The organism is Maribacter sp. X9, assembly GCF_048537565.1.
GTDB lineage: Bacteria > Bacteroidota > Bacteroidia > Flavobacteriales > Flavobacteriaceae > Maribacter.
Window position 1 is genome coordinate 3,901,392 of the sequence record NZ_CP183215.1, and the last position, 17,624, is coordinate 3,919,015.

General features: G+C 40.0%; 18 protein-coding genes. 8 read left to right on the forward strand and 10 right to left on the reverse strand.

Annotated features, from left to right (window positions below):
* Window positions 1-8 precede the first annotated feature (8 nt).
* Complete coding sequence (locus ACNR9Q_RS16655) at window positions 9-650, forward strand: O-methyltransferase (protein WP_419212351.1); 642 nt, start codon at window positions 9-11, stop codon at window positions 648-650.
* On the opposite strand, the gene ACNR9Q_RS16660 is transcribed toward ACNR9Q_RS16655, so the two are convergent.
* The 6 genes from ACNR9Q_RS16660 to ACNR9Q_RS16685 form a co-directional block, all read right to left on the reverse strand.
* Entirely contained in the window at window positions 613-1,188 is a 576-nt protein-coding gene (locus tag ACNR9Q_RS16660) for a phosphatase PAP2 family protein (protein WP_419212352.1), read from the reverse strand. The two genes, ACNR9Q_RS16655 and ACNR9Q_RS16660, sit on opposite strands and share 38 nt — an antisense overlap.
* A gap of 6 nt (window positions 1,189-1,194) precedes the next feature.
* Window positions 1,195-1,524, reverse strand: coding sequence for a Sec-independent protein translocase subunit TatA/TatB (locus ACNR9Q_RS16665; protein ID WP_419212353.1), 330 nt, complete (start codon window positions 1,522-1,524; stop codon window positions 1,195-1,197).
* Window positions 1,525-1,615: 91 nt separating this feature from the next.
* A complete protein-coding gene (locus ACNR9Q_RS16670) occupies window positions 1,616-3,928 on the reverse strand; it encodes a M1 family metallopeptidase (RefSeq protein WP_419212354.1) in 2,313 nt (770 codons plus the stop codon).
* Between the two features lie 59 nt (window positions 3,929-3,987).
* Window positions 3,988-4,494: a DUF6702 family protein gene (locus ACNR9Q_RS16675; RefSeq protein ID WP_419212355.1), complete on the reverse strand. Its 507-nt coding sequence runs from the start codon at window positions 4,492-4,494 to the stop codon at window positions 3,988-3,990.
* Window positions 4,495-4,541: 47 nt separating this feature from the next.
* Entirely contained in the window at window positions 4,542-5,315 is a 774-nt protein-coding gene (locus ACNR9Q_RS16680; RefSeq protein WP_419212356.1) for a hypothetical protein, read from the reverse strand.
* Entirely contained in the window at window positions 5,305-6,051 is a 747-nt protein-coding gene (locus ACNR9Q_RS16685; RefSeq protein WP_419212357.1) for a hypothetical protein, read from the reverse strand. The genes ACNR9Q_RS16680 and ACNR9Q_RS16685 overlap by 11 nt, the downstream gene beginning before the upstream one ends.
* Window positions 6,052-6,342: 291 nt before the next feature.
* Between ACNR9Q_RS16685 and ACNR9Q_RS16690 the strand changes: the two genes are divergently transcribed.
* From ACNR9Q_RS16690 to ACNR9Q_RS16705, 4 genes are all read left to right on the forward strand, one after another.
* Window positions 6,343-8,901: a hypothetical protein gene (locus ACNR9Q_RS16690; RefSeq protein WP_419212358.1), complete on the forward strand. Its 2,559-nt coding sequence runs from the start codon at window positions 6,343-6,345 to the stop codon at window positions 8,899-8,901.
* A 1-nt stretch (window position 8,902) separates the two neighbouring features.
* Window positions 8,903-10,066 carry a gliding motility-associated C-terminal domain-containing protein gene (locus ACNR9Q_RS16695; RefSeq protein ID WP_419212359.1) on the forward strand — a complete coding sequence of 388 codons (1,164 nt, stop codon included), beginning with the start codon at window positions 8,903-8,905 and terminating at the stop codon, window positions 10,064-10,066.
* 283 nt (window positions 10,067-10,349) lie between these two features.
* Window positions 10,350-11,084: a M15 family metallopeptidase gene (locus ACNR9Q_RS16700; protein ID WP_419212360.1), complete on the forward strand. Its 735-nt coding sequence runs from the start codon at window positions 10,350-10,352 to the stop codon at window positions 11,082-11,084.
* A 473-nt stretch (window positions 11,085-11,557) separates the two neighbouring features.
* Window positions 11,558-11,725 carry a DUF6747 family protein gene (locus ACNR9Q_RS16705; protein ID WP_419212361.1) on the forward strand — a complete coding sequence of 56 codons (168 nt, stop codon included), beginning with the start codon at window positions 11,558-11,560 and terminating at the stop codon, window positions 11,723-11,725.
* 105 nt (window positions 11,726-11,830) lie between these two features.
* Here the strand turns inward: ACNR9Q_RS16705 and ACNR9Q_RS16710 are convergent, their stop codons facing one another.
* On the reverse strand, window positions 11,831-12,214 hold the full coding sequence (locus tag ACNR9Q_RS16710) for an ankyrin repeat domain-containing protein (protein ID WP_419212362.1): 384 nt from the start codon (window positions 12,212-12,214) through the stop codon (window positions 11,831-11,833).
* Between the two features lie 231 nt (window positions 12,215-12,445).
* Complete coding sequence (locus tag ACNR9Q_RS16715; protein WP_419212363.1) at window positions 12,446-12,838, reverse strand: ankyrin repeat domain-containing protein; 393 nt, start codon at window positions 12,836-12,838, stop codon at window positions 12,446-12,448.
* Window positions 12,839-13,059: 221 nt separating this feature from the next.
* Between ACNR9Q_RS16715 and gpmI the strand changes: the two genes are divergently transcribed.
* Genes gpmI through ACNR9Q_RS16730 form a run of 3 tightly spaced genes read left to right on the forward strand, consistent with a single transcriptional unit; the run spans window position 13,060 to window position 16,208 of the window.
* Window positions 13,060-14,577 carry a 2,3-bisphosphoglycerate-independent phosphoglycerate mutase gene (gene gpmI, locus ACNR9Q_RS16720; protein WP_419212364.1) on the forward strand — a complete coding sequence of 506 codons (1,518 nt, stop codon included), beginning with the start codon at window positions 13,060-13,062 and terminating at the stop codon, window positions 14,575-14,577.
* Window positions 14,578-14,613: 36 nt separating this feature from the next.
* Window positions 14,614-15,432, forward strand: coding sequence for a type I methionyl aminopeptidase (gene map / locus ACNR9Q_RS16725; protein ID WP_419212365.1), 819 nt, complete (start codon window positions 14,614-14,616; stop codon window positions 15,430-15,432).
* Window positions 15,433-15,443: 11 nt separating this feature from the next.
* Window positions 15,444-16,208, forward strand: a complete 765-nt coding sequence (locus ACNR9Q_RS16730) for a class I SAM-dependent methyltransferase (RefSeq protein WP_419212366.1) — start codon at window positions 15,444-15,446, stop codon at window positions 16,206-16,208.
* Here ACNR9Q_RS16730 and ACNR9Q_RS16735 read toward each other — a convergent pair whose 3' ends face one another.
* Both ACNR9Q_RS16735 and ACNR9Q_RS16740 read right to left on the reverse strand, forming a co-directional pair.
* Window positions 16,209-17,219, reverse strand: a complete 1,011-nt coding sequence (locus tag ACNR9Q_RS16735) for an FAD:protein FMN transferase (protein WP_419212367.1) — start codon at window positions 17,217-17,219, stop codon at window positions 16,209-16,211.
* Window positions 17,216-17,578: a Na(+)-translocating NADH-quinone reductase subunit F gene (locus ACNR9Q_RS16740; protein WP_419212368.1), complete on the reverse strand. Its 363-nt coding sequence runs from the start codon at window positions 17,576-17,578 to the stop codon at window positions 17,216-17,218. The genes ACNR9Q_RS16735 and ACNR9Q_RS16740 overlap by 4 nt, the downstream gene beginning before the upstream one ends.
* Between the last annotated feature and the right edge of the window lie 46 nt (window positions 17,579-17,624).

A 17,624-nucleotide genomic window follows, 5' to 3' on the forward strand; every position in this document is an offset into this window, starting at 1 on the left:
AGAATCCTATGCATTTTCTATCGCCGGTCTTGGAAGCTTATTTGGCCGATAATTCCCAAGAAGAGCCTACCTTGTTGCAAGAACTCACGCGGGAGACCCACTTAAAGGTAATACAACCACGGATGCTTACGGGTCATTTTCAGGGAAGGGTACTTAGCCTTTTGTCCAAAATCATCAACCCGAAATATATTCTTGAAATTGGAACCTATACCGGATACTCCGCTCTTTGCCTGGCCGAAGGTTTACAGAAAGACGGAGAGCTACACACCATAGATGTAAATGCTGAACTCGAAGGGATGCAACGTCGTTATTTTGACAAAAGTGATTACGGCCCGCAACTCATACAACACATTGGGAATGCCTTGGATATTATACCAACCCTCGACATTACCTTCGACCTGATATTTATAGATGCCGAAAAAAAGCAATATGATGCTTATCTGGAAAAGGTTCTTCCTAAAACCAGATCGGGTTCTGTAATACTTTCCGACAATGTGCTTTGGTCAGGTAAAGTAGTGGAACCTCTAGACCCCAAGGATAAAGCGACCAAAGTGCTTTTAGCGTATAATAAAAAACTCAGTAACCATCCGCTACTGGAAACGGTATTGTTACCTATACGTGATGGCTTGACTTTAAGTAGGGTAAAATAAGTAGCTGATATAAGTTATAAAATAGCCAGGCAGATACTATTCCTACCAAAGCCCCCGTGAGAATATCTATAGGAAAATGAACCCCAACGTAGATCCTACTGAGGCTGAACAAAATGGGCCACAGGTAAAAAAGATATACCCATTTAAAATGCTTTCTTAAACACAACACCACAAAAGTGGTTATGGAGAATGAAGAAGATGCATGACCTGAAAAGAAACTGAACCCTGTAGGACTTCTTAAAATACGGATCAACGTATTTATTTCTTCATTGTTATTAGGTCTTATGCGCGCTACTACGTGCTTGGTCAGATCCGTCAGGGTCATTACAAAGAACACCATGACCAATAGGGTCGTAATCATAAGAAGTGCATTGCGCTTTGGGAACTTTATAAAATAGAGGGAGAGGAACAGTGCAAAAAGTGGAATCCAAGGAGGAAATTTTGTTACGGTAGACCAAAAGAAATCATACTGCTCTATACCCAAACTGTTTAGATATACAAAGGCTTCTCGATCCCATTGTAAAATCTTATCTAGCATAAAAGATTACTTCCTTTTTATGCTACCGGTAACATCATCAATATTTTTACTTACATCACCGATCTGTTTCTTAACATCTTTAGTCAGACCAGAACTAATGTCCCTTTTCATATCGTCAATATCCTTTTTGATATCGGTGACGAAACTGGTATCGATACCCTGCTTATCGGCACTTTTTTGAATCTCCTGTTTAATATCTTCGGTAGCATCCTTTAATTGACGCATACCCTTTCCAAGTCCCCTTGCAATATCAGGAATCTTATCGGCGCCAAAGACCATCACCACTATGAACATGATGAAGAAAATTTCCGCCCCACTAATAAATAATGAATACATCGCAATCATGGTACAAATATAAACAAGTTTAGTATCCAAATTAAAAAAGCCCCGTAAGTTATACGAGGCTTTTACAAAAATTAACTATTGGTTATTTTCCTTTGATTTCTTCCTTCATTTTATCGAAGTCATTCTGCTCTTCTTTCTTGGGCCAACTATTGTTCGTTGTATCAATATCGGCAGTTTCCATTTTTGGATCTATAAGAACCCCCGTAAGCTCAGATGTGGACGAAATCACCAATTTAACCTCTTTATCGTTCTTTCTCCAGATTTCCGGTGGATAGGTTATGTTCTTGACCGTACCATCTGCATAGGTATATTCTACGATCAACGGCATAGGCAGGCCTCCGGGACTGTTATAGGTAATTTCATAAAAGTATTTGGGTTCTTTAACCGTTGCGCGTTCGGCTTCTGTCATATTGTCCATCATAAATTCCTTTAGGGTTTTTGATGACTCTGAAGGAAGATTATCCTTAAGCTCCGGTGCCACGATATCGGTATCACCATACTCCTCTAAGTATACCAATGGCGGTAAATCTGCTTCGGTCATACCGCGCTCGGTTAAGTACTCCTGCATTTTTTTATTCGGCTTGTCACTTACATAATATTTCTTGATGTCCTTCACCCCTAAGTCCACATAATCTGTGGTGTAGAACCATCCTCTCCAATACCAGTCCAAATCGACCGCCGATGCATCTTCCAAAGTCCTAAAGAAATCCTCTGGTGTTGGGTGCTTAAACTTCCAACGTTGCGCATAGGTCTTAAAAGCATGATCAAACAGCTCGCGGCCCATTACCGTTTCCCTTAGAATATTCAAGGCGGTGGCAGGTTTCCCATAAGCATTGGGTCCTAATTGAAATACGTTTTCAGGATTGGACATAATGGGCGAAATGGTACTTTGATCCCCGCTCATATAGGGAACAATCTTAGAAGGATCGCCTCTTCTTGATGGGTATTTATCGTTCGGCGCAATCGCCTCTGGATAGGCTTCCCCAAATTCCTGTTCTGCCATATATTGCATAAAAGTATCCAATCCTTCATCCATCCAACCCCATTGACGCTCATCAGAGTTTACGATCATCGGGAAGAAATTATGTCCAACTTCGTGTGTGATGACACTGATCATACCAAATTTGGTCCTATCGGAATAGGTACCATCCTCATTGGGCCTGCCATAGTTCCAGCAGATCATGGGATATTCCATCCCCTGGTTCTTTGCATGGACGGATATTGCCTTAGGATACGGATAATCGAATGTATGCGATGAATATGATTTAAGGGTATGGGCCACCGTCTTCGTCGAATATTCTTCCCACAACGGGTTACCTTCCTTAGGATACATTGAAACAGCCATTACATCGCGGTCTCCCATTTTAACGGCTTGCATATCCCAAATAAATTTACGGGATGTTGCAAAACCGAAATCGCGAACATTCTCCGCTTTTAGTTTCCACGTTTTGGTCTTCTCCGAAAATCCTTTCTCGGCTGCCTCAGCTTCGGCTTGGGTTACAATGATCACCGGTTTATCATAGGACTTTTTGGCCTCCTCATAGCGCGCCATCATTTCTTTGGTGTACATTTCCTTTCTATTCTGTAACACTCCCGTACCGTCTAATACGTGATCCGCTGGTACGGTAATGTTCACCTCATAATTTCCAAAAGGAAGTGCGAACTCTCCACTACCCCAAAACTGGTGGTTTTGCCAGCCTTCTACATCACTATAAACCGCCATTCTTGGGAAAAACTGAGCAATTACATACGCCCGGTTGCCATCTTTTTCAAAAAATTCGTATCCTGACCTAGCCCTGTCAACCGTATGATCGGGAATATTATAGTTCCATTTTACTGAAAAAGTATACTTCTCACCACTCTTCAACGGCGAGGGCAGGTCTACCCGCATCATGGTAAAGTTGATGGTATAGGGCAACGCCTTTCCTGAGGCATCCTTCACGTAATCGATGTTAAACCCCCCGTCAAAAGGTTCTCCCATGTAAGTTTTTACAAAGGCACTCGGCTGTTCAGCCAATGGCACACCGTTACCGTTGCGCAATGGGGCCTTAGAATCTTTCGCCCTAACGTTCTGATCTAGCTGCAACCAAAGATATTCTAAATCGTCGGGGGAATTGTTGGTATAGGTAACAGTCTCTTCGCCATAAATTTTGGCGTTCATATCGTCTAAACGAATGTCCATCACATAATCTGCCTGTTGCTGGTAATAATCGGGTCCCGGAGCGCCTGAAGCGGATCTATAGGTATTCGGGGTGGCAAACTCTTCGTATAGTTGTTTGAACTTACTTTGATTGTAATGCCCGGGCTGCTTTTCTTTCACAACTGCTTCTTGTGCGAACGAAAGGGACGCGAAAAAGAATACAACAGCCGCAAATGCGTACTTTAGTTTTGTCATTTGAGTAGTTTGTTTAGTTTGCGGAAATTAAAGTTTTTATACGATTTTCTTTATATGGGTTATAAATTTAACATTCCTTTAGTATCCGATTTTACGAGCACAAAGCTCTTTTTTTTACCATTGACCTTAAAATGCACTACATTTTGTTGCTCATCATAGATATCGGTCAGTATTTCGTTCTGTACAGCAATTTGTTTCAGCTCCTTCAATATCACATCGGGTATTTCTAAATAGCAGATTAACATATCGGTATCGTACTTCTTACCGATAAATTTATATGGCGTTGTTTTACCGTTGATTTCAACCACGAATTTCGTACGAAGGTATTTGTCCAGGTACTCCCTATCCATCTCAGTTTCCTTTTCGGTCCCGAGCTTGGGCTCCAGACCGTAGCGTTCTTTTAAAACGGCATTCATATCATCGATGAAAATTCGGGTAATGATTTGTACCGCTTTATCCTTTTCTGAATAATCTACATTGGTGACACTGATGTAGAACTTATGTGCCCCTGTGAAGGCAACAAGCGGAAGCAGAAGGACCAACAAACTAGTTTTAAGAAATTTCATATGTTCTTTTTTATGGCACCTGTACAAAGCACATGCCAAATCGGTGCCTAATCTAACGAATTGTTTTCTCTATAAAGTATACTCTTTTGACGCATATACTCCCAAATGGCAATTCGATCATGCGTATCGATTATACTTTGAAACCTTGGATCTACTTCGCAATAATACAGAAAATCATCTATTTTATCTAAGGGGATGCGAAGGCCCTTTACATATTCTTCATCTGAAAAAAAATCACGTACACGCTCTGTGCGATCGTACAATTTGTTTCTTTCTACCCTTTGTTTCAACATTTTTGTGCGTCCCGTCAGGGCATTGATCAATGGGTCGAAACTCATGATCGGGTTGCCGGTTGCCGCTTTAAGTTCACGTTCTGCCTTTGTTGGCATATGCACATAGGCATTGGGCAGGCCCAACGTTGAAGCGGTAACTACGGGATCCAATGCTAATGTGGTCAGGTCTTTGGTTAGATCCCCACTTAAATTATATGGCGTTACCGTTACTTCGTCTAACTCTGTCAAGGCATCCTGCAGAGGTACCGATATCGATTTGCTTTCTAAGAGCTCTGCGCTGACAACTACAATTTTCTTCTTATACTGTACCGCAGAAAACTCCAAGGTATCCAATAAATTCGCCTCAATTGTAAAAAAACCGTTAGTATCGGTTATCGTAGCTCGTTTGGTGGACAAATTAAGTACATGGGTAGCGGCGACATCACCATCATCACTAAATACCCTGCCTTCTATTTTTTTAGAAACCCTGGTCTGTGCCACCACCGTGACGGAAGAAAAAAATAAAAATATGAGGAGATTACTCCTCATTTATTTCTTTAAGAAAAGCCTTGCTATTTGTAACCAAGGCATCGATGAGTTGAAACTCGTTTTCCTTTTTAAGAAGGGACCGTGCAGGCATTCGGTCATCACAGTAAATCAGAAATTCCTCGATTTTATCTTGCGGAATCTTAAGGTCCATCACAAAAAATTGATCATCATAGACTTGACGCAATACGTCACTTACTAATAATTTGGGTCCACCGGCTTCTTGTGTTTCACTTTGAGATTTAAAAATGGCCTTAAAGATATTCACAAAATTCAAACCGTTTTGCAAGCCTTTTTCCTGCCTTGAAATTGCTATGTTCTCGACCTCGGTACTACGGTCGGTTTCATATTCGAATTCCTTGAATTCTTCATTTTTAACCTTCAAAAAGCGTTCCTGTTGATCAGGGGTGATTACCACCTCGTCCAATTCGGTCACCTTTTCTTTAACCTCAACGATCAACCGGTTGTTTTCTAAAATTTCTTCGGTAATGGTAACGACTTTCAAGTTGTAGTTTACGGCCGTGAAAACGATTTGATCCCCCACTTTAACATTGATTTTAAATTCTCCCTTTTCATTGGTGATCGTGGCATGCTCTGCCGTAGAATTAATTACATTTTCGTTGGGAACGGGAACGTTCATGTAGATAACAGAACCAATGAGCGGGCGTCTATCGTCATCTTGTGAAAATCCGTTGGCAATTATAAATAGGGTAACTAGAAAAAGTATTTTTTTGGTCATTTATTTTTATTTGAGCTAAAAAGCCCTGAACAAAGTGCTTTTAGCCTATAAAGTAAAGGTATGTTCGAATGATAAAAAAACCGGCGTCAATAAACTTTTGTTAATTTATATATCACCCAGTAAAAAAAGCTTGTCGCAAATTCTATGGTCCTTTTAAAGAATACCTATCCGTTTAACGAGTAATCTTGTTGTTCAACCAATAGTGCTATTAATTTATCCTATAAATCTAATCCGATAGGGAGATAATCTTATTTTTGTTTTCCGCTATTTTTAAGGCATAAAACGCTTAGTATGAAAGTAATAATTCTCTCCATCTTATTGATTATGTTCTCTATACCAACCGTTTTGGGGCAGATAAAAATTGGGGACAATCCACAAAACATAGACCCCTCTTCTGTGCTAGAACTCGAAAGTAATTCAAAAGTCTTGGTAATTACACGGGTCAGCACGGCTCAAATGGATGCCATTATTCCCCAACGGGGCGGTATGGTATACAATACCGATACGGAGTGTATCTATTATTACGATGGTAGTACATGGATCAACCTATGCGATGCCGTAAGTTTTTCGATTACGAACGATCCTATCATCAATGGCCGAAGCACCATTGAGATTACCCAATCGGCACAGGGCTATAATCTAGAAGTAGCTCAAAATAGTATACGAGGTGAGAATATTGCAGATGGTGGTATAGGGGCCGAGGACATACGGGACAACTCCATTAACCAAGATAAATTAGCGGCAGGGTCGGTAGGTCCGAGTGAACTAAGCCAAAACGCGGTAAAAACAGAAGCTATTGAAGATGGAAGTATCTTACCCGAAGATATAGCTGATCAAGATCCATACCATGTACTGACCACCGATGAAAACGGGATTGTACAATGGGAAGATGCCAATGAAATCTACGAACTCAGCTTTAGCAAACTGGATAACACCTTAAGGATGGGAAGATCTACGACACCAGGCGGAGGAAACACAGCGGTAAATTTAGATGCATTGGTTGGTTCTGACAATCAGCAATTAAGCATCAATGCGGCCGGAACACAAATTTCACTGCAACGTGGTGGAACAATTACCTTGCCCGCAGCTGTTGCAGAAGCTGATGGTATCGTTGGTAATGAAATTTTAAATGGCACCGATGGCACCTTAATACGTTATGGCAATGGAACTACAGCGTCTCCCTATACATTAGACGTATCAGCAGGTGGAATTAAAAACAATGAGTTGGCGGTAGATGCCGTGGAATCTGACAATATTCGCAATGGTACCATTTTGACTGAAGATATCGCAAATGATAATATAACGCCAGCTAAAATTCAAAATGGAACAAGTGGCCAAGTGTTAACTACTGATGGAAATCTCAATGTAGTTTGGGCAACTTTAAAGAATAACGGAAACAATACAACAGTACCCCAGTCCCTCAGGGACTCGGTCCTCTTCACAAGAACCCTTGGCCAGGACTTCATCTTCATGGGCGATGCCACGGGCAACGCCACCAAGGTCGACATCGCAACCGTGCCATTGTCAGATCTGGGCGATGCACAGAAGGACATCTCCATGGGGAACTTCACAATCACAGACTTGCACGCCCCGTCGAACGACGCGGATGCCGCGACAAAAAAATACGTGGACGATAAAGCACAAACGGGAGTACCCCAGTCCCTCAGGGACTCGGTCCTCTTCACAAGAACCCTCGGCCAGGACTTCATCTTCATGGGCGATGCCTCGGGCAACGCCACCAAGGTCGACATCGCAACCGTGCCATTGTCAGATCTGGGCGATGCACAGAAGGACATCTCCATGGGGAACTTCACAATCACAGACTTGCACGCCCCGTCGAACGACGCGGACGCCGCGACAAAAAAATACGTGGACGATAAAACACAAGCGGGAGTACCCCAGTCCCTCAGGGACTCGGTCCTCTTCACAAGAACCCTCGGCCAGGACTTCATCTTCATGGGCGATGCCACGGGCAACGCCACCAAGGTCGACATCGCAACCGTGCCATTGTCAGATCTGGGCGATGCACAGAAGGACATCTCCATGGGGAACTTCACAATCACAGACTTGCACGCCCCGTCGAACGACGCGGACGCCGCAACAAAAAAATACGTGGACGATAAAGTCAGTTTGAAGGGTACAACTGGCTCGATATTCTTTGCTGATAATATTGATGGGTCTGTAACAGAAAACAACAATCAATTATTTTGGAATAGTACCGATCAAGTATTGGGAATAGGCACAAATAATCCAGACAACACTTCTACAATAAAATTACATGTTGTAGGTTCCACAAGGTCAGGTGGTTTCATAAGTTCCGATGGTGGTCCAAACCTTCCTTCCTATAGATTTAACAGCGATCCAAACACCGGCATGTTTTGGGGTGGAGCAGCAGACCAATTGGCTTTCTCCGTTGGTGGAAACGAAGCTGTAAGAATTAAGGAAGAAGGAACTACTGATTCTGAGATAGTTATAAATGGTAGCCTTGAATTAACAGAACAACTATTGGACGAAAAAGGAAATACAGGAAATGCAGGGGACGTTTTAACTGCTACTTCAACTGGAACAGAATGGAAAAGTCCGCAGATTATAGCCATGGGAAAAGCAAATGGAGCAAATTCAATCCATACAAATGGAATTCAGTCCATTTCGGGAGGTAGTGGTTCAAATACCGTAAACTTCACTTCGCCTAGACCGGATGCTGATTATATTATTCAATTAACAGTTGAAGGAGACAATAGAATATATATCACATCTCAAACAACAAATGGATTTACCGTTGAAATTAGAAATAACGACTTTGATAACTTAGTTGTTGCAAATTGGTATTTTACTATTTCAGATTTTTAAAATGAAAACCTACCTCAACATCCTTATTTTGCTTTGTTCGGCAACGGTAGCTGCCCAAACCGCCCTGTACAATAAGGGGAATCTTCGTATTCATGAAGGCGGTATGCTGGGCTTCCATACCAATTTGGTCAATGATTCGCCCTTCGATACCAATCTAGGGCTGGCCGGTTTTTACGGCACGCAAGCCTTAACGGTCTCCGGTACGCTAACCCCGCAATTTTATGATATGGAAATTGCGGTGGACAATGACCTGCAATTGGCAGTGGGTATTGACAATAGTAACAATACCAATTTTATTTTGGGCAGTATACGCACGCCCCTCGCCCAACCCGGTGTTTATTATAATTTTTTGGAGAACAGTTTTTATAATGGGGAAGGAGACCTTACCAAAATAGAGGGTTATGCGGCCATTACCGGTCAGCAGAATTTTATTTTCCCCGTTGGCGACAGAACGTATATACGGCCCTTGATCCTAAATTCCGAACGAATGAACCTGTTCGCCAAAAGTGCCTATTTTTTGGAGAACCCAAGTAATCCGAATAGCCTTTCAGGGGCTTTCGACACCTTTGAGGTCGCATTGGATGTGGCTTATGTGAGCGATGTAGAATTTTGGCGTTTGGAAGGCAGCTTACCATCAACCGTTACCCTTAGTTGGAACGAGCGCAGTGATATGGCGCGCTTTACCGATGATGCCAGCAAAATAGTCATTGTGGGATGGAGTAAGCTATCCCGTCGCTGGTTGAACTTGGCCGGTAGTGTGCCCATAGGCTCGTTAACCGATGGTTTTGTATCGTCAGAGACCTTTGTACCCGATGAGTATGAAATCATTACCCTTGGCGTCTCAAAAATACCGTACGAACCGCTTTCACGGGAAGTATTGAGCCTCGATAATTATTTTGTTTCGGTCAACGGCGATGGGGTGAACGATTCATTTTTTATTCAGGAATTGGAGCAATATGACCGTAATGTTGTTCAGATTTATGACCGTTACGGCATAAAGGTTTTTGAAAAAGAAAATTACACCGATGAATTTGTAGGGTTTTCTAACCAGAACAATATTCCTTTTGGTTCAGAAAAAGGACTTCCTATAGGGGTCTATTTTTACACTATCAGTATTCCCGAAGAAAATTTGAATTACCAAGGTTTTTTATACTTGGCTCGATAGCATTTTTCCGCGGAAATTATCTTGTAGTTCACAACATAAAATTCTTTAGGAACAAGTGTTCCCCTATTTTTATATTTATTCTCAAAGAATCCTTTAAAGGATTTTTTATAAGGCATCGGGGGATATTCGTATCTTAAAAACCGATTAGAAAATTGACAGCTGCTTTTTAAAGAGCAGATTCAGTACTTTTAAGGCTAAAACCACGTTAACCTTATTTCAATAGTTGAATAACCTTATTGGGAAGGTAAGCTGATTTTTTATTCGAAACCTAATTGCAACCCTTATGCAAAGAAGAAATTTTATTAAAAAAAGTGGTTCTGCGGCCTTAGCAATTTCATTGGCCCCTACAATTATCACGAAACAAGACCCAGAATATTCCATTTTAGAGCTAATGGGCAAAGCCGATATTCAACTGTACGGTAAGGATATCAATTTAAGAAAGGAGGCGCATGATGCCTTCCTGGAGATGAAAAAAGCGGCCTATTCCGATGGTATAGACCTTAAAATCGTATCGAGCTACCGAAGTTTCAAACGGCAATCGGCCATTTTTGAACGTAAATTTTTAGCCTATACCGAAGATGATGGTATGGACCCCATAGATGCAATTGACAAAATAATTGAATATTCTACTATACCAGGTACCAGTAGACACCATTGGGGTACAGATATAGACGTCATTGATGGCTATAGAAAAGTGGAGGGAGATGTGCTTGTTCCTGAAAAATATGGTGATGGACAGCCTTTTCATGACTTCAAACTGTGGATGGACGAGCATTCAGAAACCTACGACTTTTACCTAGTGTATACAGATGACCCAAAAAGAAGAGGCTTTAAATATGAGCCCTGGCACTATAGTTATGCCCCACTTTCGATTCCTATGCTCGAAGAATTTAGAAGTAAGAACATTGCTTCGTTGCTACAGCGTGAAGATTTTTACGGAACCGAACATTTCACCATCGGGTTTTTAAGATCGTACATACAGAATAATATTCTGGATATAAATCGAGCACTTATTTGATTTTTTGGAACTGTCTTAAAAAATCATCTTGTCAAGAGGGTGCTGAAAAAATCATATATTCAAAAAATAGTCATTGGCTAAACTATAATGTAGCAAAAAGAACAGCTTCAGATTAATCCATATTTTGATTTAAATTTAGAGTCTTTGTACAAATCTGAGGAATGCTTTATGGTATACATTCTTCATGTGTAGGTATTCGTAATTTGTGTACAGAGAACCAAATTATCAATAGACCGTCATTAAACAGAATAAAGTGCATTTATAGTGTGGACCCCCGATCACTAATCTAATCATACCCTCATTATGGGAGCTATAGAAATGTATAAAACCAAGGTTAATCGTTTATTTTGGTTGTTTAACGTAAGGCAACCCTAGCAAAGCCTTTATTTTGTAACTTTGAGTAAGTCCCAAACTTATTTTACCATTTATAATTAACCCTTGTAGTTATGATTTAATCATGGAAAGAACACTATATGGGAACAATTACACACTTTAGAGATTTATACGTACAGGCATTTGAAAACTGTAAACCCGAAATATTGGTGACAATTTTAAAAGTCTATTCTGTTTTTTGTGCCCTAATGTTATTTATGGCGGTTTATGCTTTTATGTATAGAGCTCTTAATGGATTTGATTTTTAACGCTTTTACTCTTTTACCTGAACACTATTTGGAGTGAAATTTAATACCTAAAAAGCCCTGTTGGAAATTTCCAACAGGGCTTTTTAAATACCAAGAGAAAAGAGGTTACGAATTCGAATCCAATACTTCCAACACATCCTTTGCGTTCGACATTTTAGCATATTCCTTTGCAGTATACCCCTTATCACTTTTAATGTTCAAATTGGCTCCGTTCAGCATTAATACTTTCAAAACTTCAGCCTTGTTATAGCGCGCTGCGAACATGGCAGGGGTCAGGCCCAACGATTTTTCGTTCAAGGCTTCGCCCGTAGCGATTAAACTACGTACTTGATCCACATCGCCTTTCATTGCCGCTTTACAAAGTGCGCTTATACTATCATTATAAGCATTGTTAATTTCTAATTTATTTAATTGAATACCAGAATTTGCATAAGCCCCAGTGAAGGCGAATAAACTCATTAACAAAACGAATGAAATTGATTTTTTCATAACTTATATCCTTTAAAAATTATCATTATTATATTTTTGATAAAAATATGTATATAAAATTATTATTTTAATAATTTAAGAAAGATATAATATATATTTAACATTTAGGATTCTTAGTCTTTATGGCAAGAAAAATTAACTATCTAATTGCGTGTAATCTAGCTGCTAAAAACAACAAAGGGTTCTACTAAAGAACCCTAATGGTTAAATTCATTCTAAGTAGTTTTGACATTAGCTACCCAATGCTGCTTCTATTATTGCCAAAGCTTCTCCGGCATTTGATAATTCGGCATATTTTTTAACGCTAAATCCCTGATCACTTTTCATAGTCAGATTTGCACCATGTTCGATCAACAGCGACAAAACTTCTGATCTATTATAACGGGCGGCAAACATCGCCGGGGTCATGCCTAAAGATTTTTGGTTGACATCTTCTCCTAATTTCAACAGGCTTTTTACCGTTGTCAGATCTCCTTCGATGACCGCCTTGCAAAACGAACTTAATTCAATTCTTGAGATGTTGTGATTTGAAGTACCTACTAAATGATTTGATCCATTTGCCATTAATGGAGTTGTACCCATAGCCATAACAGCCATGAACAGTGTTACGATTGTTTTTTTCATGATGAATGATTTTTAATTGATGAATAGATTGTTCTATAGAAAAGACGCAAGTAATTATAATTTGTTTCAGCCCTTAACATAGTTATAACGAAATTTTAACAAATCCAATCCATACAAACTTAACACGGCGATTTTTCACCTCGTATATAAAAAAGGTAAGGAATCTAGTAGCTTAACTAGGCAGAACATACTATTTTTGGGGTTCTAAAACTTTTGGAAAGATGAACAAAAAAGTGATCTTAATGATATTGGATGGATGGGGTAAATCTCCAGATCCAGAAGTATCTGCAGTAGATAAAGCACAAACACCATTTATTGATAGCCTTTATACCAACTATGCCAACGCAAATCTTTTAACGGATGGAATGAACGTTGGTCTTCCAGAAGGACAAATGGGCAATAGCGAGGTTGGCCATATGAATTTGGGTGCAGGTAGAATCGTATATCAAGATTTGGCCAAGATCAATAAAGCCGTAAAGGAAAATACCCTTCGTGATGAACCTGTTTTAAAAAATGCTTTTGAGTACGCAAAAAAGAATAATAAAGACGTTCATTTTTTAGGACTGATAAGTGATGGGGGAGTTCATAGCCACACGAACCATATTAAAGGACTTATTTCAGCAGGCAAGGCTTCTGGTGTAGCGAATATGTATGTACATGCCTTTACAGACGGAAGGGATGTGGACCCAAAAAGTGGTAAGGGATTTTTAGAAGATCTCGTTCACTTTTGCGCGGACAAAAACACAAAATTGGCTTCCGTTATCGGCAGGTATTATGCCATGGACCGTGATAAACGTTGGGAGCGTGTCAAAGAAGCCTACGACCTCATTGTGAATGCCGAAGGTGAAAAGTCTACAGATATAGCGAAAACTATCCAAAAAAGTTATGATAACGACGTTACCGATGAGTTTATTAAACCCATCGTTATGACCAATACCGATGGTACACCAATTGCTACAGTGAAAGAGAACGATGTTGTCATTTTCTTTAATTTCAGAACCGATCGTGGTAGAGAGTTGACCCAAGTTTTAAGTCAGGAAGATATGCATGAACAGAATATGCATAAACTTAAACTGTATTATGTGACCTTAACCAATTATGATGAGTCTTACAACAACGTACATGTAGTTTACAATAAAGACAATATTGTTGAAACGTTAGGGGAAGTTTTGTCAAACGCCGGCAAAAAACAAATACGTATTGCAGAAACGGAAAAATACCCCCATGTTACTTTTTTCTTCAATGGCGGAAGGGAAGTTCCTTATGATGGAGAACAACGCATTTTATGCCCATCACCAAAGGTAGCTACATATGATCTTCAACCAGAAATGAGCGCCTATGAAATCAGGGATAAAATTATCCCCGAAATCGAAAAAGGAGATGTCGATTTTGTCTGTTTAAATTTTGCAAATCCAGATATGGTCGGTCATACAGGCATCATGGAGGCCGCTATAAAAGCCTGCGAAACGGTTGATGAGTGCGCCAAAGACGTTATTACGGCCGCCATAGAAAATGACTACTCGGTCATCGTAATCGCGGATCATGGAAATTGTGAAACAATGATCAACCCAGACGGAAGTCCCAATACCGCACATACCACCAACCCAGTACCGCTAATTTTAGTGGACAAGGATATTCATCATATCAATGATGGAGTTTTGGGCGATATCGCCCCAACCATCTTAAAATTGATGGGCGTTCAACAATCTGAATACATGACACAGAAGTCACTCGTTTAATACAATGATCGGCAACGGCCGAATACTTTATAGTTTATGATAAAAATAAAAACGGCAGAGGAAATAGAATTAATGCGCGAGAGTGCCCTTATTGTTTCCAAAACCTTGGGAATGTTAGCAGGAGAAGTTAAACCGGGTGTAACCACGCTTCAATTAGATACCTTGGCAGAGACCTTTATTCGTGATCATGGTGCGGTTCCGGCCTTTCTTGGTCTATACGATTTTCCAAATTCTCTATGCATGAGTCCTAACGCACAAGTGGTGCATGGTATTCCCAATGACACGCCATTGAAAGAGGGCGATATCATTTCCATAGACTGTGGCGCATTCAAGAACGACTTTTACGGCGACCATGCCTATACCTTTGAAGTGGGAGAAGTTACTCCCGAAGTGAAAAAATTACTGGAGATTACCAAACAATCACTTTACATAGGGATACGGGAATTCAAGGCCGGTAATCGTGTTGGAGATGTTGGTTTCGCCATCCAAAAATTCACAGAAGACCATGGCTATGGTGTTGTACGTGAATTGGTAGGTCATGGTTTGGGCAGAAAAATGCACGAAGATCCAGAAATGCCAAATTATGGCAGACGGGGAAGAGGAAAGAAATTTGTAGAAGGTATGACGGTCGCTATCGAACCAATGACCAACATGGGCACAAAAAACATAAAGCAATTAAAAGACGGTTGGACGATCCTTACCGCCGATGGTAAGCCTAGTGCGCATTTTGAGCACGATGTGGCCATCGTAAACGGTAAACCAGAATTGTTATCTACCTTCAGCTATATCTACGAAGCTTTAGGTATTAAAAGTGATGAAGAAACTGAATTCAGGGCATCGAAGACAATTAGTTAGGATAATATCAAATGAAGAAAATTTTTAGATTTTTCCTCAACCTTATCCCAAGACCCGTATTAATTTCTTTTAGCTATCTCGTAAAGCCATTGTTTGCCCTTTACTACAAGGGTACTACTTTTGAAGACCCCATTGATGGGAAAACCTTTCGTAGTTTTTTACCTTACGGATATGAAAATTCAAGGGAAAACGTACTGTCCCCTTCTACCCTATCTTTGGAAAGACACCGGCTACTTTGGATTTTTCTTCAAACCCATACCAATTTTTTCTCAGCCCCATTAACTGTTTTGCATTTTGCCCCTGAACAGGCTTTTTACAAAAGGTTCAGAAAATTAACCCATTTGAAATATACGACCACGGATTTAAATTCTCCCTTGGCTGATGTAAAAGCAGATATCTGTAAGCTTCCGTTTAAAAATGATTCTTTTGATGTTATACTATGTAATCATGTACTGGAACACATTCCAGATGACACCAAAGCGATGCACGAACTGTATCGGGTTTTAAAGCCCGGAGGTTGGGGTGTGTTTCAAGTTCCGCAAGATTTAAAAAGGGAAAAAACCTTTGAGGACAATTCTATTACTGACAAAGTGGAGCGTGCCAAAATATTCGGTCAATATGATCATGTTCGTATTTACGGTAAAGATTATTTCGAAAAACTTAGGTCAATAGGGTTTAAGGTAACCGAAGTTAATTTGACTCAAGAACTTTCTCCAACTGAAATAGAACGCTATCGTCTGGCCAAAGGGGAAGTTATCCCCTTTGTTGAAAAATAATTATTCAACGACCAACTCCTTGAATCCCTTTGTTAAAAATTCTTGCGTTTGTCCATTTTCATCCAAATACACAATATAAGCTTCTAAGTTTTTGTTCGTATTGATCAGCTTGAATGCCTCATCTAGGTCCATCGCCATAAATGCGGTAGCATAAGCATCTGCCGTAGCGCAATTATTCGCTAAAATAGTAACGGCCAAGGTATTGGAATTTTGCGTAAATCCCGTTTTCGGATTTACGGTATGAACATACTTTTTTCCCGTAGCTTTATCTATTCTGAACTTTCGGTAGTTTCCTGATGAAGCGAGGGCCCTATTATTAAGATGGATTAAAATTTTAGATGCCCTTTGTGTTTGCATCTCAGGATCATCTATACCTACAATCCAAGACTTATCTTTGATGGTATTTCTCCCTTTTGCAATTACCTCACCCCCCACCTCTATTAAATAATTCTCGATACCTTTGGCTTTTAACATGGCCGCCAATCTATCTATAGAATATCCTTTTGCGATAGCATTAAAATCCAAGTAAATATTTGCGTTTGTTTTATGCACCCTGTTTTTTGTAGTAAGCATCACCTTATCAAAACCAACGTACTTTAACAGACTATCTACCTTTAGACTATCCAACTCTATTTGATGTTCGGGCCCGAAGCCCCATGCGTTCACCAACGTTCCTACTGTAGGATCAAAATAACCCTTTGTTTCAGCGTATATCTCTTTGGATAGTTTAAATACTTCGCGAAACATTTTATCAACAACAACGCTGCTGTCACCAGTATTAATTCGCGATATATCAGATTCTGGAATATAAGTAGATAATGATTTATTAATTACGGCAAAAACCGAGTCAATATCTTTGTGCAAATCCATTTCCACAGGTGTAATGGTAATAATACTATACGTAGTTCCTAAAGCCTGCCCGACATTATCATTTCGGTATCCTTTAGTAGTATTTGTACACGAAATAGACAAACCCGCGATGAACAACCCGATAATCAAATAATTTCTCATAATTCCACTAATCCATCATAATCAACAATATACTCTTCATCTAAATAAACCGGTAGATTATAGTCGGAGGCATTCACCAAACCTACTCCTGCATAAAACGTCCTGGCTTCAAACTTAAGGGCATGTTCTTTCATTTTATTCAAATCTGACCTGAAAAATTCGAAATCTTTTGGATCCCCAGGATATTCAATAGCCTTTACGACTATAAAACGCAATTTTTTGTCTTTCGTACAGACAAACTGAGGATTCTTTCGAAGTTCACTATTCACCGCTAAAAACTCAAAGCCCTCTTCTTCCAATTGCTTCCCCACAATATTCATCGCTAAATTATGGAGTTCCTGTTCCGTTAAAACATGCATCTAATGTAACTTATAAAAAAACCGATATGCTGTGCATATCGGTTAT